The sequence below is a fragment of the Isoptericola sp. Y581 genome (assembly GCF_059445475.1).
The window spans coordinates 1-24,642 of sequence record NZ_JCAIUK010000005.1 but is presented as its reverse complement, the minus strand read 5'-3'; the positions used below and the strand labels follow the sequence as shown (position 1 = coordinate 24,642).

General features: G+C 73.2%; 22 protein-coding genes. 10 read left to right on the top strand and 12 right to left on the bottom strand.

All coding sequences use genetic code 11. The features are described from left to right. Positions 1-2: 2 nt before the first annotated feature. On the bottom strand, positions 3-1,286 hold the full coding sequence (locus AC1C2W_RS10575; RefSeq protein WP_495413065.1) for an ABC transporter substrate-binding protein: 1,284 nt from the start codon (positions 1,284-1,286) through the stop codon (positions 3-5). A gap of 147 nt (positions 1,287-1,433) precedes the next feature. On the opposite strand from AC1C2W_RS10575, the gene AC1C2W_RS10570 reads away from it, so the two are divergent. Both AC1C2W_RS10570 and AC1C2W_RS10565 read left to right on the top strand, forming a co-directional pair. Beyond that, entirely contained in the window at positions 1,434-2,447 is a 1,014-nt protein-coding gene (locus AC1C2W_RS10570; RefSeq protein ID WP_495413064.1) for a LacI family DNA-binding transcriptional regulator, read from the top strand. 65 nt (positions 2,448-2,512) lie between these two features. Then, on the top strand, positions 2,513-3,763 hold the full coding sequence (locus AC1C2W_RS10565; RefSeq protein ID WP_495413063.1) for a glycoside hydrolase 5 family protein: 1,251 nt from the start codon (positions 2,513-2,515) through the stop codon (positions 3,761-3,763). Positions 3,764-3,783: 20 nt separating this feature from the next. Here the strand turns inward: AC1C2W_RS10565 and AC1C2W_RS10560 are convergent, their stop codons facing one another. The 5 genes from AC1C2W_RS10560 to AC1C2W_RS10540 all read right to left on the bottom strand — a co-directional run bounded on the left by AC1C2W_RS10560 (position 3,784) and on the right by AC1C2W_RS10540 (position 7,919). Beyond that, positions 3,784-4,215, bottom strand: a complete 432-nt coding sequence (locus tag AC1C2W_RS10560; RefSeq protein WP_495388821.1) for a hypothetical protein — start codon at positions 4,213-4,215, stop codon at positions 3,784-3,786. Positions 4,216-4,229: 14 nt separating this feature from the next. Further along, a complete protein-coding gene (locus AC1C2W_RS10555) occupies positions 4,230-4,379 on the bottom strand; it encodes a hypothetical protein (RefSeq protein ID WP_495388820.1) in 150 nt (49 codons plus the stop codon). A gap of 72 nt (positions 4,380-4,451) precedes the next feature. Further along, positions 4,452-5,345 carry a sugar phosphate isomerase/epimerase family protein gene (locus AC1C2W_RS10550; RefSeq protein WP_495413062.1) on the bottom strand — a complete coding sequence of 298 codons (894 nt, stop codon included), beginning with the start codon at positions 5,343-5,345 and terminating at the stop codon, positions 4,452-4,454. An 85-nt stretch (positions 5,346-5,430) separates the two neighbouring features. Continuing rightward, on the bottom strand, positions 5,431-6,678 hold the full coding sequence (locus AC1C2W_RS10545; protein WP_495389132.1) for a dihydrodipicolinate synthase family protein: 1,248 nt from the start codon (positions 6,676-6,678) through the stop codon (positions 5,431-5,433). A gap of 104 nt (positions 6,679-6,782) precedes the next feature. Then, positions 6,783-7,919: a Gfo/Idh/MocA family protein gene (locus tag AC1C2W_RS10540; RefSeq protein ID WP_495389131.1), complete on the bottom strand. Its 1,137-nt coding sequence runs from the start codon at positions 7,917-7,919 to the stop codon at positions 6,783-6,785. 193 nt (positions 7,920-8,112) lie between these two features. Between AC1C2W_RS10540 and AC1C2W_RS10535 the strand changes: the two genes are divergently transcribed. Beyond that, complete coding sequence (locus AC1C2W_RS10535) at positions 8,113-9,132, top strand: LacI family DNA-binding transcriptional regulator (protein WP_495388818.1); 1,020 nt, start codon at positions 8,113-8,115, stop codon at positions 9,130-9,132. A gap of 17 nt (positions 9,133-9,149) precedes the next feature. Here the strand turns inward: AC1C2W_RS10535 and AC1C2W_RS10530 are convergent, their stop codons facing one another. The 5 genes from AC1C2W_RS10530 to AC1C2W_RS10510 all read right to left on the bottom strand — a co-directional run bounded on the left by AC1C2W_RS10530 (position 9,150) and on the right by AC1C2W_RS10510 (position 13,436). Continuing rightward, on the bottom strand, positions 9,150-9,470 hold the full coding sequence (locus tag AC1C2W_RS10530; RefSeq protein ID WP_495388817.1) for a hypothetical protein: 321 nt from the start codon (positions 9,468-9,470) through the stop codon (positions 9,150-9,152). A gap of 76 nt (positions 9,471-9,546) precedes the next feature. Next, positions 9,547-10,191, bottom strand: a complete 645-nt coding sequence (locus AC1C2W_RS10525) for a uridine kinase family protein (protein WP_495388816.1) — start codon at positions 10,189-10,191, stop codon at positions 9,547-9,549. Between the two features lie 97 nt (positions 10,192-10,288). Next, entirely contained in the window at positions 10,289-11,083 is a 795-nt protein-coding gene (locus AC1C2W_RS10520; protein ID WP_495413061.1) for a LutC/YkgG family protein, read from the bottom strand. Continuing rightward, entirely contained in the window at positions 11,080-12,633 is a 1,554-nt protein-coding gene (locus tag AC1C2W_RS10515) for a LutB/LldF family L-lactate oxidation iron-sulfur protein (RefSeq protein ID WP_495388814.1), read from the bottom strand. The genes AC1C2W_RS10520 and AC1C2W_RS10515 overlap by 4 nt, the downstream gene beginning before the upstream one ends. Continuing rightward, positions 12,630-13,436, bottom strand: coding sequence for a (Fe-S)-binding protein (locus AC1C2W_RS10510; protein WP_495388813.1), 807 nt, complete (start codon positions 13,434-13,436; stop codon positions 12,630-12,632). The genes AC1C2W_RS10515 and AC1C2W_RS10510 overlap by 4 nt, the downstream gene beginning before the upstream one ends. Positions 13,437-13,626: 190 nt before the next feature. On the opposite strand from AC1C2W_RS10510, the gene AC1C2W_RS10505 reads away from it, so the two are divergent. From AC1C2W_RS10505 to AC1C2W_RS10485, 5 genes are all read left to right on the top strand, one after another. Continuing rightward, positions 13,627-14,331 (top strand): FadR/GntR family transcriptional regulator, encoded by a 705-nt coding sequence (locus AC1C2W_RS10505; RefSeq protein WP_495388812.1) that lies wholly within the window; start codon positions 13,627-13,629, stop codon positions 14,329-14,331. A gap of 120 nt (positions 14,332-14,451) precedes the next feature. Further along, positions 14,452-15,750, top strand: a complete 1,299-nt coding sequence (locus AC1C2W_RS10500; protein WP_495413060.1) for an ABC transporter substrate-binding protein — start codon at positions 14,452-14,454, stop codon at positions 15,748-15,750. Next, a complete protein-coding gene (locus tag AC1C2W_RS10495; RefSeq protein ID WP_495388810.1) occupies positions 15,747-16,700 on the top strand; it encodes a carbohydrate ABC transporter permease in 954 nt (317 codons plus the stop codon). Before AC1C2W_RS10500 ends, AC1C2W_RS10495 begins: the two co-directional genes overlap by 4 nt. Continuing rightward, positions 16,697-17,599, top strand: a complete 903-nt coding sequence (locus tag AC1C2W_RS10490) for a carbohydrate ABC transporter permease (protein ID WP_495388809.1) — start codon at positions 16,697-16,699, stop codon at positions 17,597-17,599. The genes AC1C2W_RS10495 and AC1C2W_RS10490 overlap by 4 nt, the downstream gene beginning before the upstream one ends. 49 nt (positions 17,600-17,648) lie before the next feature. Beyond that, complete coding sequence (locus AC1C2W_RS10485; protein WP_495413059.1) at positions 17,649-20,048, top strand: glycoside hydrolase family 31 protein; 2,400 nt, start codon at positions 17,649-17,651, stop codon at positions 20,046-20,048. A gap of 48 nt (positions 20,049-20,096) precedes the next feature. Here the strand turns inward: AC1C2W_RS10485 and AC1C2W_RS10480 are convergent, their stop codons facing one another. Next, the gene (locus AC1C2W_RS10480; RefSeq protein WP_495413058.1) at positions 20,097-21,128 is read right to left on the bottom strand and encodes a LacI family DNA-binding transcriptional regulator; all 1,032 of its coding nucleotides are present in this window, start codon (positions 21,126-21,128) and stop codon (positions 20,097-20,099) included. A 50-nt stretch (positions 21,129-21,178) separates the two neighbouring features. Here AC1C2W_RS10480 and AC1C2W_RS10475 point away from each other — a divergent pair, with 50 nt between their 5' ends. Next, a complete protein-coding gene (locus AC1C2W_RS10475) occupies positions 21,179-23,056 on the top strand; it encodes a glycoside hydrolase family 2 protein (protein WP_495388806.1) in 1,878 nt (625 codons plus the stop codon). Positions 23,057-23,162: 106 nt separating this feature from the next. Further along, entirely contained in the window at positions 23,163-24,209 is a 1,047-nt protein-coding gene (locus tag AC1C2W_RS10470; protein ID WP_495413057.1) for a beta-ketoacyl-ACP synthase III, read from the top strand. The last annotated feature ends 433 nt before the right edge of the window (positions 24,210-24,642 follow it).

Here is a 24,642-nt window from a genome sequence, read left to right as displayed (position 1 = left end):
GGTCAGGCCGCGGCGTAGGCCTTCTCGAAGGCGTCGATGATCCGCTCGGCGGACGCGGAGCCGTAGGCCGCCGCGGTCACCTTGATCATCGGTTCGAAGACGGAGTCGGGGATGAGCAGGTCGGGCAGCATGACGGGCGTGACCTGGTCGTCCGTGAGCCGGGAGGCCTGCGCGACCAGCGGGAAGTCCGTGCTGACGGTGTCGGTGACGCGGTTCATGTCGCGGCCGGAGCCCAGGATGAACGCGTCGGTGACCTCGTCGGAGTAGAGGTGCTGGACGAGCGGTTTGATGAGGTCGAGCTTGTCGGCGCCGTTCTCGCTGATCCAGATGCCGTGGCCGTTGTAGCTCTTGATGACGCTGGGGCGGTCCAGCACCCCGCCGCTCGAGGGCACGGGCCAGCCGCCCACCGTGACCTCCTTGGCACGCTCGGCCGGCACGAGCGCGAGCGCGGACGACATGGCGGGGACGATGGCCGCCTTGCGGGTGTTGAACTGGGTCAGCTGGGAGTCGGACGTGTAGCCCTGCACGTCGTCGACGAAGACGCCGGCGTCCCGCAGCTCGATGAAGTGCTCGACGGCGGCGACGGCGCCGGCGCTCTCGGAGATCTTGCCCGTCGAGAAGATCGTGCGGGCCTCCTCCTGGGTGACGAAGCCCTGGATCACCTGCAGGAACATCTTCTGGCCGCTCCAGTCGGAGCCACCCACCGTGACGGGCCCGATCCCCTTCGACCGCAGGGCGTCCGCGACCGCGATCAGCTCGTCGGAGGTGGTGGGGATCTCGACGCCGGCCTCTTCGAGCAGGCCGGTGTTGAACGAGACGGGCCAGTTGGTGCGCGTGAAGGGGAACGCCCGGAGGCGGCCCTCGTCGTCGGTCCACTCCGCGACCGCCTCGGGGACGATCTTGTCGCGCAGGCCCCACTCGTCGAGCAGGTCGGTGACCGGGATCGTCGCGCCGGCGGCCGTCCACCCGAGGGTGCGGCCCATCATGTTGACGATCGCGACGTCGGCCTCCTTCCCTGCCAGCGTGCTCGTCTCGAAGACGATGGGCAGGTCGGAGCCGTTCTTGAGCTGGGCCACGGTGCGGCCGGTGCTGCGCTGGTACGCGGCGACGACGTCCGAGAACACCTGGGCGCCGGCGACGGCGCCGCTGAGCTGGGTGTGCACGGACACCGACCGCGGTCCGTTCGACGCGGGGACGAGCGCGCCGCAGCTCGCGAGCAGCGGCGTGACGATGCCGGCGCCGATCGCGGCCTTGAGCACGGCACGCCGGCTGACGTCCTGGGTCACGGAGCCTCCCTGAGAGCTACGGTGCGTCGTTCGGGGTGGGCGAAGACCTGCCTCCGCCGCCGCTTCTTGTAAAGCGGTACACATCAAGTGGCGTGCAACGTATACCGCTTTACTTCAGGGGGTCAACCTCCTACTCTCGGACGCACCATGACTGCAACGAGCCCGAAACGCGTGACGATCTCGGACGTCGCCCGCCGCGCCGGCGTCTCGCCCTCCGCGGTGTCGCACGCCTTCAACGGGCGGCCCAACGTGTCCGAGGCGACGGCCGCCCGGATCCGGGCGGCGGCCGACGAGCTCAACTGGCGGCCCAACTACGCGAGCCGCAAGGTCTCCGGCCAGGGCGGGCGCAGCCTGGGCCTCGTCATCGCGCGCTCGAGCGACACCTTCGGCCGCGACCCGTTCTTCATGCGGCTGCTGGCCGGCCTCACCGAGCCGCTCGCGGACATCGGCTGGTCCCTCTCGCTGACCCTCGTGCAGGCCGACGAGGAGGCGCAGGTCTACCGCCAGTGGTGGGGCGAGCAGCGCGTCGACGCGTTCCTGCTGGTCGACGTGCGCCACGACGACCCGCGGCTCGGGCTCGTCGAGCACCTCGGCGCCCCCGCGGTGCTGCTCGGCGCGCCCGTCGACGACGGCGTCCCGGCCGTCACGGTGCAGGACGACACGGCGTTCGCCACCGTCCTCGACCACCTCGCCGGGCTCGGCCACCGCAGCGTCGCCCGCGTCACCGACGCCCCCGGCCTGGCCCACACGCGGTCCCGCGACCAGCGCTTCTCGCGCGCCGCGGCCGAGCAGGGGATCGACGCCTCGTTCGCCGCGTGGGACCCGGCGGCCCACGACCCGGTCGCCGACCTCCTCGGTCGGCTCGGCGCCGCCACCGCGATCGTCGTGGACAGCGAGTCGATCGCCGCCCAGATCGTCGCGCACGCGCCCGAGGTGGGCGTCCGGGTGCCCGAGCAGCTGTCCGTCGTGGCCTGGGAGGACTCCTGGGTCTCGACGCTCGTGCGGCCCCGGCTCACGGCCCTCGACGCCCCCGTGGAGGAGAGCGCGCGCACCGCCGTCGCGCTGCTCGAACGCCTCGTCCGCGGCGAGCACGCCGCGTCGCAGACCGTCAGCGGACGCCGTCTGGTCGTGCGCGAGTCGACGGCGCCGGCTCGCCGGTAACGACCCCCGCACCACCGAGACCTGCCAGACCGAGACCTGCCACACCGAGACAGCGAGGAAGCCCCTTGACTTCGACCGTGCCGCGCTTCGGCGTCAACTACACCCCGTCCCAGGACTGGATGTTCCAGTGGATGGCCGTCGACCCCGACGTCGTCCGCGCCGACTTCGAGGCGATCGCCGGGCTCGGCGTCGACCACGTCCGGGTCTTCCCGCTGTGGCCGGAGCTCCAGCCGAACCGCACGCTGATCCGGCGGCGCGCGCTCGACGACATCGCGCTCGTGACCGACGTCGCCGCCGAGTTCGGCCTCGACGTCGCCGTCGACGTCATCCAGGGGCACATGTCGGGCTTCGACTTCGTCCCCGCCTGGCTCGTGAACTGGCACGACGGCAACATGTTCGCCGACCAGCGCGCGATCGACGCGCAGGCCGCCCTCGTCGCCGCCGTCTACGACGCCGTGCGCGACCGCCCCAACTTCCTGGGCCTCACCCTCGGCAACGAGCTCAACCAGTTCCTGGAGCCGAACCCCGCGGCGATGCCCGCCACGGCCGACCAGGTGACCCACTGGCTGCGCTCGCTGCTCGAGGCGCCGCGCGACCGCGACCCGCGCCACGTCGTCGTGCACAGCGAGAACGACCACCTCTGGTACTGGGACGACCACTCGTTCCTGCCCGAGCACGCCGCCCGCCTCGGCGACATGACCACCGTGCACTCCTGGATCTTCAACGGCACGGCCACGCGCTACGGCGCATTGTCGCCGCAGTCGGTGCGGCACGCGGAGTGGATGATCGAGCTGTCGAAAGCGTTCGCGACCGACCCGGGCCGGCAGGTGTGGCTGCAGGAGGTCGGCGCCCCGTCGATGAACCTCGCCGAGGCCGAGATGCCGGAGTTCTGCTCCCGGACGATCGAGGCAGCCCTCACGACGAGCGACCTGTTCGCCGTCACGTGGTGGTGCTCGCACGACGTCACGCGCGACCTCGCCGACTACAAGGACCTCGAGTACTCGCTCGGCCTGCTCGACACCGAGAACCGGGTGAAGCCGCTCGGCCGCCGGTTCGCCGAGGTCGTCGCGGAGGCCCGGCGCGGCGCGTTGCCGCTCGTGCAGCCGCGCACGGTCGGCGTGGTCGTGGACGTCGACGGCGCGGACCTGCCGCTCTCGCGGCCGTCGCTCGGCCCTGGCGGCGCCGTCTTCGAGCTCTGGCACGACCTGCGCGAGCGAGGCGGGGACGTGACCGTCGTGACGAGCGCGACCGCGGCCGACCCCGCGGCTCTCGAGGCCCGCGGCGTCACCGAGCTCGTGCGGGCCGAGGTGCGCTGAGCCCGGACGAGGGCGACGGGTCAGCCGGCCGCGGCGCGTACGAGCGCCGAGAACGTCTTCTCGAACTCCGGGGTCCAGGCCAGGACGGCGTAGGACGTCGGCCAGAAGTCGCCGTCGTCGAGGGGCGCCGTCGGCTCGAAGCCGACCGTCGCGTAGCGGGTGCCGAACTTCGCGGCGGGCTGCACGAACAGCACGATCTTGCCGTCGTCGTTCGCGAACCCCGGCATGCCGTAGTAGGTCTTGGGTACGAGGCCGGGCGCGACGTCGGAGACCACCCGGTACATCCCCTCGGCGATGTCGCGGTCGCTCCCCTCGAGCGGCTCGATCGCCTCGCGCACCGCCTGCTCGCCGGCGGCGCGGTTCTTGCCCGCCTTCTCCTGCTCGCGCAGTTCCTTGGCGCGCTGCTTGACCGCCGCGCGCTCGTCGGCGCTCAGTCCCTCGGACGTGGCCATGTGACCCTCCCGGCTCAGGTGGCGCGCTCCCTGCGCGTCGCTCCCAGGCTAGAGAGCGCCCGGGCGCGGCGCTTCTTCGTTCCTGACCAGTTGCGGAAGTAGCGGAAGAAGGAGCGGCGTGAGATGCCGGCGGTCGCGACGATCCGGTCGATCGTCGCCACCACGCTCGCCCATCTCGAGAGCCGCAACCCCGGACCGAGCGACACGCCCTCGTGGGTGTACGTGGGCGTACGGCGTCAGACGTGCGGCTGCACGTGCCGCGCGTAGCGCTCGCCGACGGTGCGGGCCGTGTCGCGGGGGTCGGCGGCCCAGATCTCCTCGTTGAAGATCTCGGTCTCGACGTCCCCGGCGTAGCCCGCCTCGGCGACCCAGCGCGAGATGGTGGGGAAGTCGATGTAGCCGTCGCCCACGTGCCCGCGGGAGTTGAGCGGGTCCGCGGCCAGCGGCAGGTTCCAGTCGCACACCTGGTAGCCGGCGATGCGGCCCTCGGCCCCGGCGCGCGCGATCGACCCGCGGAGGTCGGGGTCCCACCACACGTGGTACGTGTCGACGACGACGCCCACGGTCTCGGGGGCGAACGACGCGGCCAGGTCGAGCGCCTGCCCGAGCGTGGAGATCACCGCGCGGTCGGCGGCGAACATCGGGTGCAGCGCCTCCAGCACGATCCGCACGCCGTGCTCGGCCGCGAACGGCGCGAGGTCGGCGAGGCGGTCGGCCACGCGGGCGCGGGAGGCGACGAGGTTGCGGTCGCCGGGCCCTGCGTCGGGGCGCGGGCCCCCGCCGGGCTCGCTGAGGGCGGGCAGGCCGCCGACGACGAACACGAGCTCGCGCGTCCCGACGCCCGCCGCCTCCTCGATCGCGCGCTGGTTGTCCGCCAGCGCGGCGGCGATGCCGGGGTCGTCCGCCACGGTGAGGAAGCCGCCGCGGCACAGCGACGAGACGCGCAGGCCGGCGTCCGACACGATCCGCGCCGCCTTCTCGGCGCCGTGCTCTTGCACCTGGTGGCGCCACAGGCCCACGGCGCCCAGCCCCGCCGACGCGGCAGCGTCGACCGCCTCGGCGAGCGTCGCGTGCTTGACCGTCGCGGTGTTGAGGGAGCAGCGGCTCAGGTCCTGAGTTCCTGTGCTCATGCGGCTCCTCCCTGGCATGAACGCTGCGGTGCCTCGCTCCGGCACACCTCGTTCCTCGGCGTACCTCCGCGGGGGCTCCTCGCGTTCATGCGTCCACCCCGTTCGTCGTCAGGAAGGCGTCGAGGCGGCGGGCCGCCAGCGCCGGGTCGAGCAGCATGCCGCAGCCGTCGGCGAGGCGGGCCAGCTCCACGAGGTGCGCCAGCGACCGGCCCGACTGCAGGCCGCCCACCAGCTGGAACCCCGGCTGGAAGCCGTTGAGCCAGGACAGGAACGCCACCCCGGTCTTGTAGTAGTACGTGGGCGCGGCGAAGATGTGCCGCCCCAGCTTCTCGGTCGAGGCGAGGATGGCGTGCCCGCGGGCGGCGGCTTCCTGGGACGAGGCCGCGTCGCCCGCTGCCACACTGGCGTCGAAGGCCTGCAGCGCCGTGGAGGCCGCCGGGTAGATGGCGGCGAAGATGCCGAGCAGCGCGTCCGAGTGGCCCTGGTCGTCGCCCGCGATGAGCTCCGGGTAGTTGAAGTCGTCGCCCGTGTATAGCCGCACGGGCGAGCCGTCGAGGGCGGCCAGCGACCGGCGCAGGCCGATCTCGTGCTGCGCGTCGAGCAGCGAGACCTTGACCCCGTCGACCTTGTCCTGGTGGGCCTTGATGAGGTCGGTGAAGACGGCGGTCGCGGCGTCGACGTCCCCGGGGTCCTCGGCGCCCCAGTAGCCGGCGAGCTGAGGGTCGAACATCGTGCCCAGCCAGTGCAGGACGACGGGCCGGTCCGCCTCGGCGAGAACCGCGTCGTAGACGCGGGCGTAGTCCTCGGGGGAGCGGGCCACCCGCGCCAGCGCGCGCGAGGCCATGACGATGACCTGCGCCCCGGCGTCCTGCACCACGCGCACCTGCTCGCGGTACGCGTCGGTGACGGCGGTGAGCGCGGCGGGGTCGCCCGGCTCCCGCGTCGCCACCGCGGCGGGGTCGAGCTGGTCCGTGCCCGCGCCGCAGGCGATGCGGGCTCCGACGGACGCCGCCTCGGCCGACGAGCGGCGCACCAGCTCCTGGGTCGCGGCCCAGTCCAGGCCCATCCCGCGCTGGGCGGTGTCCATCGCGTCGGCGACGCCGAGCCCGGCCGACCAGATGCGGTGCCGGTAGGCGAGCGTCGCGTCCCAGTCGACGACGGCGGGCGCGCCCGGCACGTTCTCGGCGCCGACCTGCGGCACCACGTGCGCGGCGGCGTACGCGACGCGGGAGACGATCGGGGCGGACGGCGTGGTCCATGGGCCCGGTGCGTTCAGCTCGCGCACCTCGACGCCGGTGGCGCGGCCGTCTGCATCGAACCGGGGGAGGCGCACGGTGACGCCGCTGGGCTCGAGCGCAGGGAGGAGCGCCGGGTTCAAGGGTCGGGCCTCGCCACGCGGTTCCTGAGCCTGTCGAAGGGCGACCAGCGATCGGGCGGTCACAGCGTGATCTCCGGGACGTCGAGGCGGCGACCCTCGGCCGACGAACGCAGGCCGAGCTCGGCGAGCTGCACGCCGCGCGCGGCGGACAGCAGGTCGAAGCGGTGCGGGCGCCCGGCGACGACGTCGCGCAGGAACTCCTCCCACTGCAGCTTGAAGCCGTTGTCGAGGTCGGCGTTGGCGGGCACCTCGAGCCACTGGTCGCGGAACGGCTCGGTGACGGGCAGATCCGGGTTCCACACGGGCTTGGGTGTGTGCGCCCGCTGCTGCGCGACGCACGTGCGCAGGCCCGCCACGGCCGAGCCGTGGGTGCCGTCGATCTGGAACTCCACGAGCTCGTCGCGGTACACCCGCACGGCCCAGGAGGAGTTGATCTGCGCGACGACCGGGTCGCCGCCCGGCGTCTCGACCTCGAAGATGCCGTATGCGGCGTCGTCGGCCGTGGCCGGGTACTCGCGGCCCTGCTCGTCCCAGCGGGTCGGGATGTGGGTGATGGTCTGCGCCGAGACCGTCCTCACGGAGCCGAGGATGCCCTCGAGCACGTAGTTCCAGTGGCAGAACATGTCCGTGGTCATGCCGCCGCCGTCCTCCTTGCGGTAGTTCCACGACGGGCGCTGCGCGGCCTGGTGCTCGCCCTCGAACACCCAGTAGCCGAACTCGCCGCGCAGCGAGAGGATGCGGCCGAAGAAGCCCTCGTCCACGAGCCGGCGCAGCTTGACCAGGCCGGGCAGGTACAGCTTGTCGTGCACGACGCCGGCCGTGACGCCGGTCTCGTCGCGCAGCCGCGCCAGCTCGACGGCCTCGGCCAGGGTCTCCGCGGTCGGCTTCTCGGTGTAGACGTGCTTGCCCGCCTGCATCGCCTTGGTGAGGGTCTTGGCCCGCAGCGACGTCATCGACGCGTCGAAGACGATGTCGGTGGCGGCGTCGGTGACGATGCCGTCCAGGTCGGTGGTCCACTCGGCGACGTCGTGCTGCTCGGCCAGCTCGGCCAGCTTGGACTCGTTGCGGCCCACGAGCACGGGCTCCACCTGCACGCGGGTGCCGTCGGCCAGCTCGACGCCGCCCTGCTCGCGGATCGGCAGGATCGAGCGCCCGAGGTGCTGGCGGTGGCCCATACGGCCGGTGACGCCGTTCATCGCGATGCGCAGGGTGCGCGTGGATGTGCTCACTCGGGACTCCTTCGTCGTCGGCGACCCCGCGGGTGCGGTGGCGCCGGGTGGCAGGGCGCACACACCCGCGGGAAGGCTGAGGAATGCGCTTTCCAGGCCACGGTAGGGTGTCCCCGGCGAGCGCGTCAAGGCGTCCCGCCGGACGGGGCTGGAGGAGCAGGTGGCACGAGCGAGGCTGCAGGACGTCGCCGACCGCGCGAGGGTCTCCCTGGCGACGGCGTCGCGGGCGCTCAACGGGTCGGCACGGCAGCCCGGCGCCGAGCTGGTCGGCCGGGTGCGGGCCGCCGCGGCGGAGCTGGGCTACGTCGTCAACGCGCAGGCGCAGGCGCTGGCGCGCGCCCGCTCGGGCCTGCTCGGCCTCGTCGTGCAGGACATCTCCGACCCGTACTTCTCGTCGATCGCGGCCGGGGCGCAGGTCGCCGCCCGAGCGAGCGGCCGGCTCGTGCTGCTGGCGTCCACGAGCCGCGACCCCGAGGCGGAGCGCGAGGCCGTCGCGGCCTTCGCCGCCCACCGGGTCGACGCCGTCGTCGTCGCCGGTACCCGGTGGACCCCCGACGAGGACGCCGCGCTCGCGGCCGAGCTCGACGCGTTCGTCGCCGCGGGCGGGCGGTCCGTGATCGTCGGCCAGCCGGTCGGCGGGGGGTCCGTGGTGCGCCCGCCCAACGCGACCGGCGCCCGCGCGCTCGCCGAGGCGCTGCTCGGCCGGGGGCAGCGCCGGTTCGCGGTGCTCGGCGGGCCGTCGCGCGTCGTGACGTCGCGGGAGCGCGCCGACGCCTTCACGCAGGCCGCGCTGGCCGGGGGCGGCGTCGTCGAGGAGCTCCTGGTCACCGAGTTCTCGCGCGACGGTGGGTACGCCGCCGGGGACGACGTCGCGGCGATGGTGCGGGACGCGCGGGCCGGCGGCGAGCCGGTGTGCGTCTTCGCCGTCACGGACGTCATGGCGATCGGGCTCATCGCGCGGCTGCGGGAGCTGGGCGTGGAGGTGCCGCGCGACGTGCGCGTCGCGGGCTTCGACGACGTCCCCACGCTGCGCGACCACGTCCCGGCGCTCTCGACCGTGCGCATCCCGCTCGAGGACATGGGCCGCATCGCGGTGCAGGCCGCCGTCGACGACGACGACGCGCCCGGCACCGTCACCGAAGTGGAGTTCGAGGTGCTGCTGCGCGACTCGACCCGCTGACGGCGGGCGGTACGACGTCAGGCGCGCGCGAGCACGAGCTCCATGTCGTGCCGCACGCCGAGCAGGTGCACCCGCCCGCGCAGGTCCGGCCGGTCGGCGAAGGCGTCCGCGAGGTCCGCCGAGAGCTCCGGGTTGGTGGGGCTCATGCCCGCGGCCCCGTAGGCGGCGCGCGTGGACTCCGCGCAGCACACGACCGCGGCGAGCCGGCCGGCGTCGGCCGCGCGCAGCAGGTACCCCAGGCCCGACCCCTGGTGCCCCAGGCCCGACCCCTGGTGCTCGGGGTCGGACCATGGGGACCACCTCCTCCCGCCAGAATCAGGGGAGTTGATGTGAGGCACATGGCCGGCGTGTGACAACTTCATGACGTCTTGCGGGTGTTGCGCGGTGGCCGGGAAGCGGCCCGCGGCGTGTCGGTCAGCGCGCGAGCGCCCGGATGTCCCGCTCGGCCTGCGCGCGCGTGGCCGTGCGGCAGCCGAGCGACACCCAGCGGCGCACCAGCTCCGGCTCCGCGCGGAGCAGCCCCCAGCCGCGGCGCACCAGCGTGGTCAGCGGCTTGCGCGCCTCCGCGACGTCGCGCAGGAAGCGGAACCAGAACGTCAGCAGGCGGGGCTGGGTGAGGCAGATCGCGTCGGCAAGGAAGCCCTCGGCGCGGCACGCCCGCACCAGCTCCGCGGCGAAGATCCCCTCCGCGACGACGACCGGGGCGTCGCCCGTCTCGAGCACCGTGCCGCCCGTACGGCGCGACGTGGGGATGTCGTAGACCGGCACCTGGGCCCGGCCGGTGCGCACCACCTCGCGAAGCGCGTCGAGAGCCGCGTCGCGGTCCCAGCTGCGCGGGTCGTCCCAGTCGACGATGCCGTAGCGCATCGGCATGCCGGGGTAGTCGACGTCCCGGTAGAAGTCGTCGAGGTTCATCACGGGAAGGCCCAGGCGGCGCGTGAGCGCCGTCTTGCCCGAGCCCGACGGCCCGGTCAGCAGCACGATCCGCCGTCCGGGCCGGCGCGCGCCCTCCGGCACGTCGAAGAGGGCGTCGGACGTCGGGGGCTCGGGGTCGGTCACGGGACACCATTCTGTCCGACTCTGCCCGACGCCGAGCACCGTCCGCGCGGCTGGTGGTGCCTCAGATCCCCCCCGCCGGTGGCGTCCCGCCCTGACGTCAGCCGGCGACCAGCAGCACGTGCAGGGTGCGGGGGCCGTGCACGCCCTCGACCCGGTCCAGCTCGATGTCGGACGTCGCGCTGGGGCCGGAGATCCAGGTGAGGGGGCGGTCCGGGTGCTCGCCGAGCAGCCGGACCGCCTCCGGCACGGTCTGCACCACCTGGTCGGCGAGCACGACGCACAGGTGCACGTCGGGCACCAGCGAGATCGCGCGGCGCCCCTGGTCGGGCCCGCCGTCGAGCACGATCGTGCCCGTCTCGGAGATCGCGACCCGCGCGGCGGTGACGACGGCGTCCGCAGCGTCGAGCTCCGTCGCGGCGTGCGGGTCCTCGCGGGAGTCCCGCACGACGTCGGTGCCCGCGGGCAGCGCGGCGAGCCACCCGTCGTCGAGCCCCGTCGGCGCCACGACCTGCGCCCCGCGCGACCTGTCAGGCCCAAGACCATGAATACCTTCTCCTGGCCCTGACAACTCGGGCGCCGGAGAGTTGTCAGGACCAGGAGCATGAATACCTGCGCGTGGTCCTGACAACTCGGTGACGAGGGTCGCGATGGTGGCGGGCAGGGCGTCGGCGGACACCTGGTGCACGTGCGCCTTGTAGTCCACCAGCCGGTCGACGAGCTGCTCGAGCACCTCCGCCGAGCCGGGCGCGTGCTCCCCGGCCGGTCGGTACTCGCGCGGCACGGGCTCCGGGTGGGGCGCCGTCCCGACCGCGCCCGACGGCGTCGTACCGGCGCCTGCCTGCCCCAGCGCCGCGCGCACCCGCGAGAGCACCTCGGCCCGTGCGTCGCTCATCGTGTGCCCTCCTCGGTCTCGTGCTCGGCCGCCCACCACTGCCGGAACGTCTGCCGCGGCGGCGCCGGCAGGTCGCGCGAACGGGTCCACGCGGACGCCGGCGGGGGCGCCAGGGAGATGGCGTGGTCACGACCACCCAGGCCGCTGCCCAGCGTGGCCGCCCGCCCGGCGAGGGCGAACCGGTCGCCGTCGGTCATGACCCACGCCGCGGCCTTCATGGCCGCCTTCCACGGGTCGACGCCGCGCTTGGACCGGTCGGCGTCGACCTCCCGCGCCCGCAGGTCGACGAGGATCGACGGGATGTCGATCTTCACCGGGCAGACGTCGTAGCACGCGCCGCACAGCGAGGAGGCATAGGGCAGGGACGCGTTGGGGTCGTCGTGCCCGGACACGCCGCCCGTCGACGCCGTGAGCTGCGGGGTGAGGATGGCGCCGATCGGCCCGGGGTACACGGAGCCGTACGCGTGGCCGCCCACCCGCTCGTAGACGGGGCACACGTTGAGGCAGGCGGAGCAGCGGATGCAGTGCAGCGCGGCGCGGCCGACCTCGTCGGCGAGCACGTCGGTGCGGCCGTTGTCGAGCAGCACCAGGTGGAACTCCTGCGGCCCGTCACCCGGCGTCACGCCCGTCCACAGGGAGGTGTACGGGTTCATGCGCTCGCCGGTGGACGAGCGGGGGAGCAGCTGCAGGAAGACCTCGAGGTCGTCGAAGGTGGGCACGAGCTTCTCGATGCCCATCACGGTCACGAGCGTCTCGGGCAGCGTGAGGCACATGCGCCCGTTGCCCTCGGACTCCACGACCGTGAGGGTCCCGGTGTCGGCGACGGCGAAGTTCGCGCCGCTGACGGCGACCTTGGCGGAGAGGAACTTGCGGCGCAGGTGGGCGCGGGCCGCCATCGCGAGCTCGCGCGGGACGTCGGACAGGTCCGGCGGCGCGTCGCCCATGCGGGCGAGGAAGATGTCGCGGATCTCCGAGCGGTTGCGGTGGATCGCGGGCACGAGGATGTGCGACGGCATGTCGTCGGCGAGCTGCACGATGAGCTCGGCCAGGTCGGTCTCGATGGCGGCGATGCCCACGTCGGCCAGCGCCTCGTTGAGCCCGATCTCCTGGGTGGCCATCGACTTGACCTTGACCACCTCGTCGGCGCCCTTGGCCTTCGCGATGTCGGCGACGATGCGGTTGGCCTCGGCCGCGTCGCGGGCCCAGTGCACGACGCCCCCGCGCGCGACGACGTTCTCCTCGAGCTGGGCCAGCAGCTCGGGCAGGTGGGCCATGACCTGCTGCTTTACGGCCGACCCGGCGTCGCGCAGGGCCTCCCAGTCGGGCACCTCGCCGACGACGGCGGCCCGCTTGGTGCGGATGACCTGCGTGGCGTGGCCGAGGTTGCGGCGCAGCTGGTCGTTCGCCAGCGTCTGCTTCGCGGCGGCGGGGAAGGCGTCGCCCCAGCGCAGGGGCTCCCGCGGGTGCGGGACCCGGCCGAAGGGCTCGTCGGCGCCCGCGTCGTCGGGGCGCTGCAGCGTGCGCGGCAGGCCCAGGAAGGTGCGGCTCATCGGGTCGCCTCCGTCCGCTCGGGGCGGCTGAAGGTCGTCTCCGGCAGCGGGGTGGGCTCCGCCCGGGTGGAGGCGAGCACCTCCGCCAGGTGCAGCACGCGGATGCCGGTGCCCTGTCGGGACAGCCCGCCGCCGATGTGCATGAGGCACGACATGTCGCCCGCGGTGAGCACCTCGGCGCCCGTGCCGCGCACGTTCGCCGCCTTGTCCTCGAGCATCGCCGCCGAGGTGTCCGCGTTCTTCAGCGCGAACGTGCCGCCGAAGCCGCAGCACGTGTCGGCGGCAGGCAGCTCGACGAGGTCGACGCTCTCGACGGCGCGCAGCAGCCGCAGTGGCTTGTCGCCCACGCGCAGCATGCGCAGCGAGTGGCAGGTGGGGTGGTAGGTGACGCGGTGCGGGAACCAGGCGCCGACGTCGGAGAGGCCGAGCACGTCGACCAGCAGCTCGGACAGCTCGTACGTCTTGGCGGAGACGGCCTCGGCGGTGGCGGCGAGGTCGTCCAGGCCGGCGCGGCGGCAGACCATCGCCTGCTGATGGCGCACCGAGCCCGTGCACGAGCCCGACGGCATGACGACGGCGTCCCACTCGCCGTCGGCCACGGGGGCGAACGTCTCCACGTGGTTGCGGATCACGGGCACGGCCTCGCGGAAGTACCCGGTGTTGACGTGCATCTGCCCGCAGCACGCCTGGTCCGTGGGGAAGACCACCTCGTGGCCGAGCCGCTCCAGCAGCCGCACGGTGGCGCGCGGGGCTCCCGGGAACAGGGTGTCGGCGAGGCAGGTGGCGGCGAGAGCGATGCGCATTCGACTCCTCGGTGCGGCTTCTCGGTGCGGCGGCGGTGCGGCTCGGTGCGGCTCGTCCAGCATGGCCGGGCCTGCTCGAGGTCGCCACGGCTGCCTCGGTGCGGCGACGACGGTACGGGGCCCGAACCACGGTCGGTCACTGTACCCGATGTGGTCTGACCACATAACGGACGCCCGATACGCTGGCCCGGTGCGCACCCATGAACGCGTCCTCGTCCACCTCGAGGAGGGCATCGCGGCCGGCCGCTGGGGTCTCGGCGCCCGCCTGCCCGGCGAGCGGACCCTCGCCGAGGATCTCGGCGTCTCCCGACCCTCCGTGCGCGAGGCGATGCGAATCCTCGAGGCCCTCGGCATCGTGCGTAGCGGCGTCGGGTCGGGGCCGGAGTCCGGCGCGATCGTCGTGGACCGCCCGGCGGCCGGGCTGGGCGCCGCGGTGCGGCTGCACGTCGCCACGGGCACGCTGCCGGTGCGCGACGTGGTCGCCACCCGGGTGCTGCTGGAGTCGTGGGCCGTGGCCCAGGCCGCCGGCCGGGTCGCCGTCCGCGCGCCGGGCACGGCAGCGCACGTCGACGAGGCGGGGCGGCTCCTGGCCCTGATGGACGATCCCGACGTCGCGCCGCCGACGTTCCTCGAGCTCGACCAGGCGTTCCACCTCGAGTTCGTGCGGATGGCCGGGAACGTGCTGGTCGAGGCCGTCATGACCGGCCTGCGCGGCGCGATCGGCGGGTACGTCGCCGTCGGGATCGAGCGGCTGCCCTCGTGGCCGCGCACGGCGGGCCGCCTGCGCTCCGAGCACCGCACGGTGCTCGACGCCGTCGCCGCCGGCGACGCGGACGCCGCGGCGGAGGCGGTGAAGGCCCACATCGAGGGCTTCTCGCGCGAGGCAGGGGTGTAGCGGGCGCTCGCCGGCCGTTCCGGTTCGTCCCCGAGCAGGTCGTCGGCGACATGGTTGACCCAGGCTTTACAGCGCTGTAAGTTTCCGGTCGCAGTCGATGGTGGTCGAAGGAGACGACATATGGGCAAGATCGAACGGCGGGGCGCGGCGATGAGTCGTCGATCGTTCCTCGCAGGGGCCGCCGGGACCCTCGCCCTCGGGGCGGTCCCGCTGGCCGGGTGTGCCGCGCCGCAGGATGCCGGCGGGCGCACCACGCTGACGTTCTACGAGCAGAAGCAGGAGGTCATCGCCTACTTCGACGACCTGCTGCGACGCTTCGAGGGGGAGCAGCCGCACCTCCACGTCGTGCACGACTCGACGACGGCGATCGCGCCCCAGTTCGTGCGGGGACAGCCGGGCGACGTGGGCTGCTTCAACGACAACCTGGAGCTGGCCCGCTACGTCTCCCGGGGCCAGATGGGCGACCTGTCGCGGCTGCCGTCGGCGGCGACCGTGCGCACGGACATCAGCGGCCTCACGGATCAGTACGCCACCTATGCGGGGCGCACGAGCGTGCTGCCGTACTCGTTGGCGGCCGCCGGGGTCATCTACAACAAGGCGATCTTCGCCGAGCACGACCTCCCCGTCCCGACCACATGGTCCGAGTTCGTCGACGTCTGCACCGCGCTGCAGAAGGCCGGCGTCACGCCGATCTACGCGACCGACCGGGACACCTGGACGCTGTGGCAGGGACTGTTCGACTACTCCGTCGGCAGCCTGGTCGACCCGGGCGAGTTCTTCGGGCGGATGAAGGAGCTCGGGACGGACGTCGGGCCCGACTCGGACGTCTCGTTCGCGAAGACCTTGGCGGTCCCGATGGAGCGGGCCAAGACGATCTCGTCGTACTTCAACCCGGACCACGCCGTGCGCGGCTACGCCGACGGCAACCTCGCCTTCGGTCAGGGCAGGGCCGCGATGTACCTCCAGGGCCCGTGGGCGCTGAGCCAGATCGCCATGGTGGACGAGGAGCTCGACGTGGGGACGTTCGTCCTGCCGGTGAGCGAGAACCCCGACGAGCGCCAGGCCCGGGTGAACATCGACCTCTGCCTGTACATCCCCGACGCCACCCCGCACCGCGCGGAGGCGGAGGAGCTCGTGGAGTTCCTCATGCGCCCGGAGATCCTCAACGCGTACAACGCCGACAACCTCGCGTACTCGACGCTCGAGGGCGGGCCCCCGCAGCAGGACGAGCGGCTGGCCGGGCTGCAGCAGTACGTCGACTCCGCCGCCTTCTACCAGGGGGCCGGCACCTTCGTCCCGACGTCGATCCCGCTGGGCAACTACCTGCAGGACGCGATCCGGTCGGGCAACTTCGAGGCGATGCTCGACCAGCTCGACGCCGACTGGCGCCGGCTCGCGAGCCGGGAGGCGACGGTATGACCACCTCGACCACGACGGCGCCCGCCACGCGATCGACGCCCGCGACGCCCGCGACGACCGCCCCGACCGCCCGGACCCGGCGACGGCGCCATGGGCGACCGGAGCCGATCGCCTACCTCTTCCTCGTCCCCGCCCTCCTCGTGTTCACCGTGTTCGTGGTGGTCCCCGCCCTGGTGGGCATCTTCTACAGCTTCACCGACTACGTCGGCTTCGGGGGCTGGAGCTTCCTGGGCCTGCGGAACTACGCGGCGCTCCTCGGCGACCCGGGCGTCCGCGAGGCCTACGGGTTCACCCTCGGCTTCGCGGTCGTGACGGTGGTCGTGGCGCAGGCGATCGCCCTCGTGCTCGCCATCGGGCTGTCGAAGCGCATCCGCTTCGCGGCGGGGCTGCGGGCGATCTTCGTGATCCCGATGGTCGTCTCCGGGATCGTCGTCGCGTACGTGTTCAACTACCTGTTCTCGAACACCCTGCCGGCGTTCGCCACGGCGGTCGGCCTCGACCCGCTGACCGACAGCATCCTCGGCAACCCCGACCTGGCCTGGCTCGCCATCGTCATCGTGTCCGCCTGGCAGACCATCCCGGGCGCCCTGCTCGTCTACACGGCCGGGCTCACGTCGATCCCCGGCGACCTGTACGAGGCGAGCTCCCTGGACGGTGCCGGGTCCTGGCGGCAGTTCCGCTCCATCACCCTGCCGCTCATCGCCGGCTTCGTGCTCATCAACACGATCCTGGGGATCAAGGGGTACCTCGGCGTCTACGACGTCATCGTCGGACTCACCGGCGGCGGCCCCGGCAATGCGACGAGCAGCGTCGCGATGACGATCTTCGGCGGCTTCACGGGCGGCGACTACGCCTACCAGATGGCCAACGCGACGGTCTTCTTCGTGATCACGGTGCTCATCTCCGTGCTCCAGCTCGTCGTCTCCCGTGGAAGGACCATCCGCCTGTGACCGCCACCGCCCCCGCGCTCGAAGGTCGCGCCCCGGCACCGGCCGACGACCGGCCCCGCCGTCGTCCGGCCCGGGGCCGCCGCCGCACGAGCTGGCCGCTCACCGTCGCGCTCGCCCTGTGCTCCCTCACCGTGCTCGCGCCGCTCTACGTCACCCTCACGATGGCGTTCAAGACCAGCGAGCAGTCGGTGGCCGGCAACGCCTTCGCGCTGCCGGCACCGTTCAACCCGGAGAGCTTCGCCGAGGCGTGGCAGCTGACCCGCTTCCCGGTGTCGTTCAGCATCTCCGTCGGCGTCGCGGCGCTCACCGTCGCCCTGACGCTGCTGCTGAGCTCGCTCGCGTCGTACGCGATCGTGCGGTACTGGTCGCACCGGTTCTTCCGCTGGTCGTTCGTCTACCTGCTCGCGTCGATGTTCCTGCCGTTCCCCGTGATCGCGCTGACGGAGATCAAGCTCACCGCGCTCACGGGCCTCGACAACCCGCTGGGCGTCGCCATCCTGCACGCCATGTTCCAGCTCGCGTTCAGCGTGCTGCTGTTCTCGGCGTACCTGCGCTCGATACCGGTCGAGCTGGAGGAGAGCGCCCGCATCGACGGCGCGACGACGTGGCAGGTCTTCTGGCGCATCATCCTGCCGCTGCTGGGCCCGATGATCGCCACCGTCGGCATCTTCGCGTTCCTCGCGTCGTGGAACGACTTCATGCTGCCGTCGATGATCGTGTCGGACCCGACGCTGCAGGTGCTGCCCGTGGTGCAGAACATCTTCCAGAGCCAGTTCGGGACGAACTACAACGTGGCGTTCGCCTCGTACCTCATGGCGATGGCCCCGACGGTCGTCGTCTACCTGATCGCGCAGCGCTGGGTGATCAGCGGCATCACCCAGGGCGCCGTCAAGAGCTAAGCCCTCTCGTGGCCCGCCGACCACCCTGCACCACCTCCGAGGAGTACCCGTGACCGACGTCGTCGACACCCGACACCCGCTGCCCGTCGTCCGACCCCTGCCCGGCGCGGCCCCGCAGGCCTGCGCCGAGCAGCAGGTCCGCGGTGACCGCTGGCGGGTGACGGTCCTGACCGACAGCCTGTTCCGCGTCGAGTGGTCCGCCGACGGCGGGTTCGAGGACCGCGCGTCGACGTTCGCCGTCCGGCGCGACCTCGGGCCGGCGGAGTACTCGGCCCGGCCCGTCGGCGACGGGATCGAGATCACGACGTCGCGGGCGCGGCTGCGGTTCGACGGCCGCGAGCCGTCCGCGCACGGGTTCGTCGTCGAGCTCGTCGGCGCCGACTCCGGCCGGTGGCGCTACGGGGAGGCCACCCACGACCTCGGCGGCACCGCGCGCACCCTCGACGACGTCGACGGGCGCGTGGAGCTGGAGCCGGGCGTGGCGTCCCCGAACGGGATCGCGGCCATCGACGACAGCGACTCGTTCCTCTTCGAGGGCGATGGCCGGCTCGGCACCCGGACCGCCGGCCGCCGCGACCTGTACGTCTTCGCGCACGGTCGTGACTACGCCCGCGCGGTGCGCGAGCTGTACGCCCTGTCCGGGGCGCCGACGCGCCTGCCGCGCTGGGCGCTGGGCAACTGGTGGAGCCGGTACCACCCCTACTCGGCCGACTCGTACCTGGAGCTGATGGACCGGTTCGACGACGAGGGCGTCCCGCTGTCCGTCGCCGTGATCGACATGGACTGGCACCGGGTCGGCTCCGTGCCGCCGCAGTACGGCAACGGCTGGACGGGCTACTCGTGGGAGCGGTCGCTGTTCCCCGACCCGGCGGCTTTCCTCGGCGCACTGCACGAGCGCGGGATGCGCACGACCCTCAACCTGCACCCGGCCGATGGCGTGCGCGCGTTCGAGGACGCCTATCCGGCGGTGGCCGAGGCGATGGGGATCGACCCGACCTCCGAGGTGCCGGTGTCCCACGACCTCACCGATCCCGACTTCGTGCGCGCCTACTTCGAGCTGCTGCACCACCCGCTCGAGGAGCAGGGCGTCGACTTCTGGTGGATCGACTGGCAGCAGGGCGGCACGTCGAACCTGCCCGGCGCCGACCCGCTGTGGCTGCTCAACCACTTCCACCACCTCGACGCCGCCCGGCACGGCGGCCCCGGAATGACGTTCTCGCGGTACGCGGGGCCGGGCAGCCACCGGTACGCCGTCGGTTTCTCCGGCGACGCCGTGGTGTCGTGGGAGTCGCTGGCGTTCCAGCCGGAGTTCACGGCCACCGCGGCCAACATCGGGTACGCCTGGTGGAGCCACGACATCGGCGGGCACACCCGCGGCGTCCGCGACGACGAGCTCGCGACCCGGTGGGTGCAGTTCGGCGTCCTCTCACCGATCATGCGGCTGCACTCCGCGAACAACCCGTTCATCCGCAAGGAGCCGTGGCTCTTCCCGGCCGAGCACCGCCAGGCCATGGGCGAGGCGCTGCGGTTCCGGCACCGCCTGGTGCCGTACCTGCACACGATGAACCACCTAGCGGCGGCGGGCACGCCCCTCGTGCGCCCGATGTACCACCTGGAGCCGCACCGGGACGAGGCGTACCGCGTCCCGAACGAGTACGCCTTCGGCACCGAGCTGGTCGTCGCGCCCGTCGTGACCGCGCGGAGCCAGGTCTCCCGCCTGAGCCGCACCCGGGCCTGGCTCCCGGCCGGCCGCTGGACCGACGTGTTCACGGGGGCCGTCTACGCGGGGGACCGGCACGTGGAGCTGCACCGGCCGATCGAGTCGGTGCCCGTGCTGCTGCGCGACGGCGGGATCCTGCCGCTCGCCGGCCCCGACGAGCGGGACGCCACCCGCAACCCGCGGGCGCTCGAGGTGCTCGTCGCGCCCGGCGCCTCGGGCGAGCTCGACCTCGCGGAGGACTCGGAGGACGACGCGCAGGGGTCGGCCGACGCGGCCGCGACCACGCTCATGCGCTGGGACCGGGACCGCGGCGAGCTCCGGGTGGGCGCCGTCGCCGGCCGGGCCGATGTCGTCCCGTCCGTCCGGGAGTGGACGATCACCTTCCTGGCCCGCCGCCCCGAGGGCGAGGTCACGGTGGACGGCGAGGTCGTGCCGGTGACCGGGCGGGACGGCCGCTGGAGCGTGTCGTTCGAGGCCGCGGCCGGCGCGGGGGCGGTGGTGGTCGTCGGGGGCCGCCTGCGGCTGGGCGTCGACCCGCGGGCGGCGGTGCGCGAGGTGCTCGAGCGGGCCCAGACCGGCAACGCGGTCAAGCTCGCGGCGTGGGAGGTCGTCTCCGCGGGGCGCGCGACCGCGGAGGGGATCGCCGGCCTCGACAGCCTGGACCTGCACGAGGACGTCCGCGGCGCGGTCGTCGAGCTCCTCGCCACGCTGGTGGACGACCCGGCCTGATCGACCCGGCACCAGCCCGGTGCGTCCGGCCCCCGCGGAGGTCGCGCCTCAGCGGGGGCCGGACGTCCCGGCGGGCTCCGGCGCGCTCTCGCGGATGAGCAGGCGGTGTCCGACGATCACGGAGCGGCCCGCGGCGTCCGACCCGTCCACGCGCTCGAGCAGGAGGTCGAGCGTGCGCGCGACGAGCGCGGGCGTGTCCGGCGCGATGCTCGTGATGCTGGGGGTCGTGCTCGCCGTCAGGACGGTGGCGTCCCAGCCGACGACGGCGACGTCCCCCGGGACGTCGACCCCGCGCAGGTGCAGCGCGCGGAGCGCGCCGATCGCGGCGTGGTCGTCGCGGCACAGGAGCGCGTCGACACGCAGGCCGGCGTCGAGGGCGGCGCCGAGCGCCTCCTCCGCGCCGCGGGCGTCGCCCGCGTGGCGGGGCACGAGCAGGTCGTCGGCGACGGGGAGCCCGGCCTGCTCCAGGCCGAGGTGGTAGCCCTCGATACGCAGCCGGGACGTGTGCGACCACTCGCCGGCCTCGTGGCCCACGAAGCCGATCCGTCGTCGGCCGTCGGCGACGAGGTGGGCCACCGCTTCGTCGGCGGCCGCGACGTTGTCGATGGCGACCTGGTCGATGGCCGGCGGTCGCGGCGCCTCGCCCAGGAGCACCATCGGCGTGTCCAGGCCGTGCGCCTCCAGCTGCTCGGCCGAGAGCGCCTGGGGGTGCAGGACGATGCCGTCGACGATGCCCGCGTCGCGGTCGCGCAGCACGGCGAGCTCGCCCTCGGTGGTGCCGCCGGTCTCCTCAAGCAGGAGCCGGTATCCGCGCTCGGCGCACGCGCGGGCGAAGAGGTGGGCGAGCTCCGTGAAGTAGGGCCAACGCAGGTCGGGGAACGCCAGCGCCAGCATGCTCGATCGCCCCGTGGCCAGGCTGCGCCCGCGCGCGTCGGGCCGGTACCCGAGCTCGTCGATGGCGGCCTGCACGCGCTCCCGCATCCGGGGGCTGACGTGCTGGTAGTCGCGGACGACGTTGGAGACCGTCTTCATCGAGACGCCGGCCCGCATCGCGACGTCCTGCAGCGTCACCCTCTTCACACCGCGAACCGTACCGTTGACAGTGATTTCTAGCGCTGTAAACTCGCCGCGTGACCCACGCCGCGACCTCCGCCGACACCCGTCCAGCGCTCGACCGCCTGCCGCTCGCGACCCGGCAGGACGGGAGCTATCCCCGCCCGCAGATGCTGCGGAGCGACTGGGCCGACCTGGACGGCACCTGGTCCTTCCGGCACGACGACGACGGCGTCGGCATCGACGCCGGATGGGCCGCCGGGTGGGGCGCGGCGTCACCGGGGAGCCGGCCCATCACCGTGCCCTTCCCCCCGGAGTCGGCGGCCTCGGGCGTCGACGAGCCCGGGTTCCACCCGGTGGTCTGGTACGCGCGCAGCATCGGCCCGGGCGACCTCGCCGCCGCCGGCAGGTCCGCCGACGCCCCGCGGGTGCTCCTGCACCTCGGCGCGGTCGACTACCGCGCGTCGGTGTGGATCGACGGCCGGTTCGTCGGCGAGCACGAGGGCGGGCACACCCCGTTCACGTTCGACGTGACCGGGCACGTGGCGGACGACGGCGAGCACGTCGTCGTCGTGCGGGCCGAGGACGACCCGCACGACCTCACCCAACCCCGCGGCAAGCAGGACTGGCACGAGGACGCGCACGCGATCTGGTACCGCCGCACCACCGGCATCTGGCAGACGGTGTGGCTCGAGGCCGTGCCGTCGACGAGCATCGAGCACCTGCGGTGGCTGCCGCAGGGGCCGGCGGCGGCGGACCTGACGGTCCGGTTCCGCGGGCCGCTCCCGGCCGGGGCCTCCGTGCGGGTCGCGCTGCGTTTCGACGAGCGGGACGAGGACCTGGGCACGATCGAGGTGTCCGTGAGGGGCACGCGCTCCACCGTGGAGGTGAGCGTGCCGATCCCGCGCCAGCGCAACGGGCAGGCCGAGGACGAGCTGACGTGGTCGCCCCGGACGCCGCGGCTCGTCGACGCCGTGGTCTCCCTGCACGACGCCGACGGGGCCACCCTCGACGCGGTGAGCTCCTACCTGGGCGTACGGACCGTCGGCATCGCGGGCGGGGAGTTCCTGCTCAACGGCCAGCCCTGCGACGTCCGGTCGGTGCTCAACCAGGGCTACTGGCCGGACAGCCACCTCGCCGCCCCCTCCCGCGCGGCCCTGCGACGTGAGGTCGAGCTCGTCAAAGAGCTCGGCTTCAACGCCTGCCGCATCCACCAGAAGATCGAGGACCCGCGCTTCCTGTACTGGGCGGACCGCCTCGGGATCCTGGTGTGGGGCGAGACGCCCGGCGCCTACGAGTTCTCGTCCGTCGCGGTGCAGCGGCTGACCCGCGAGTGGATGGACGCCGTCGACCGCGACGTGTCCCACCCCTCGATCGTGACGTGGGTGCCGTTCAACGAGTCGTGGGGCATCCAGCACGTCGCCGACGACGTGGAGCAGCAGGCCTACTCCCGGGGCCTGACGGACCTCACGCGCGCGCTCGACCCCTCCCGCCCCGTGATCTCCAACGACGGGTGGGAGCAGCAGAACACCGACATCCTCACCGTGCACGACTACGAGGGCGACGGCGCCGCGCTCGCCCGCACCTACGCCGACGCCGACGCCCGCGCGCGGATCGTCAGCGGGATCGCCCCGTCCCACCGCCGCCAGCTCGTCGGCGGGGCGCGCGACGCCGGGCAGCCGGTCATGCTCACCGAGTTCGGCGGGGTGAGCTTCCAGGCCGGCGCCCGCCGCGACGACGGCTGGGGCTACACCACCGCGGACGACGGGGACGACTGGATCGCCCGCGTCGGGGCCCTCTACGACGCCGTGCGCGCCAGCGACTTCCTCGCCGGCTCCTGCTACACGCAGCTCACTGACACGATGCAGGAGACCAACGGCCTGCTGACGGCCGACCGCGAGCCCAAGGTCCCCGTCGAACAGATCCGCCGCGCGGTACTCGGCGCGGCCGGGTAGCCGGCGTCGATCGCCGAGCCGTCGTTCATCAGGTGCCGGCGTCGCCCGTTCTCGCCGTGCGGGCGGGCGTGACATCCCACCGCGGCGCGGTGGGATGATCGCCCCTATGACTGAGCCCTCCGCTCCCGTACTGTCGCTCCCCGCCGGCGCAGCCGGCTCCCGCATCGTCGGGCTCGGGCACCATCAGCCCGAGCGGGTCATGACCAACGACGACATCGCCCGCCTCGTCGAGACGAACGACGAGTGGATCCGCTCGCGGACCGGTATCGTCACGCGGCACGTCGCGGCGGACGACGTGACCGTCGCGGACATGGCGACGGCGGCGGCGCGGCACGCGCTGGACGACGCGGGAGTGGCGGGCACCGACGTCGACCTCGTGATCGTCGCCACGACGACGGCGGTGGACCGGACGCCGAACACCGCCGGGCGGGTGGCGTACGCGCTGCGCACCGGCGTGCAGCCCGGAGCGAGCACGCCCGAGGGCGAGGAGGAGCCGGACCTGCGCAACGTCGTCGGCCCGGGCGTCATCGACGTCAACACCGCGTGCTCGGGCTTCGCCTACGCCGTCGGCCTGGCCGACCAGGCGATCCGCACCGGCTCGGCGCGCACGGCCGTGGTGATCGGCGCGGAGAAGCTCACCTCCGTCACGGACTGGTCGGACCGCAGCACGTGCATCCTCACCGCCGACGGCGCGGGCGCCGTGGTGCTCCAGGCGGCCGACACCCCCGCCGTCGGTCCCGTGGTGTGGGGCTCCGAGCCGGAGCTGACCCCCGCCGTGGTGATCGAGCAGCCCGCCGGGAAGTTCGCCCAGGACGGCCGCGCCGTCTTCAAGTGGGCTATCACCCGCGCCGCCGACCGTGCACGGCGCATCGTCGACGCCTCCGGCCTGACGCTCGACGACATCGGCGTCCTGGCGGCCCACCAGGCGAACCTGCGGATCATCGAGCCGCTGGCCAAGTCGCTGGGCCTCGAGGACCGCGTCGTCGTCACCGACATCACGGAGTCGGGCAACACCTCGGCCGCCTCCATCCCGATGGGCCTGTCCAAGTGGTGGCACGCCGGAAAGATCCCGGCCGGCACGCCCACCCTGCTCTTCGGCTTCGGCGGCGGCTTCACCTGGGCCGGCCAGGTCGTGCTGACGCCGTCGAGGTAGTCCCGATCTCCGCGAGGTAGTTCGAATCTCCGCGAGATAGTTCGAAACTCCGCGAGGTAGTTCGAAACTCCGCGAGGTAGTTCGGGTCGGGCGGAGCGAGGCCGGGCTTCGTGTCGCGAGGCGCGCCATCCGGCCGCGGGTCCTGAGCCTGTCGAAGGGCGTTCCTCGCGACCTCCCGCCAGACCCGACCAGCCTCGCGACACGAAGCCCGGCCTCGCTCGGCACTTTCGTCGTGCGGTCGGACTACCTCGACGAGTTTCGGACTACCTCGCCGAGTTTCGAACTACCTCGCCGAGTTTCGAACTACCTCACCGAGTTTCGAACTACCTCGCCGGGTTTCGGACTACCTCGCCGGGTCTGGGAGGCGGTCTCAACCGGTCATCGCAACACCCTGATTCTGGATGGGGTGTTTCGGATGGTGCGTGGCGGGATT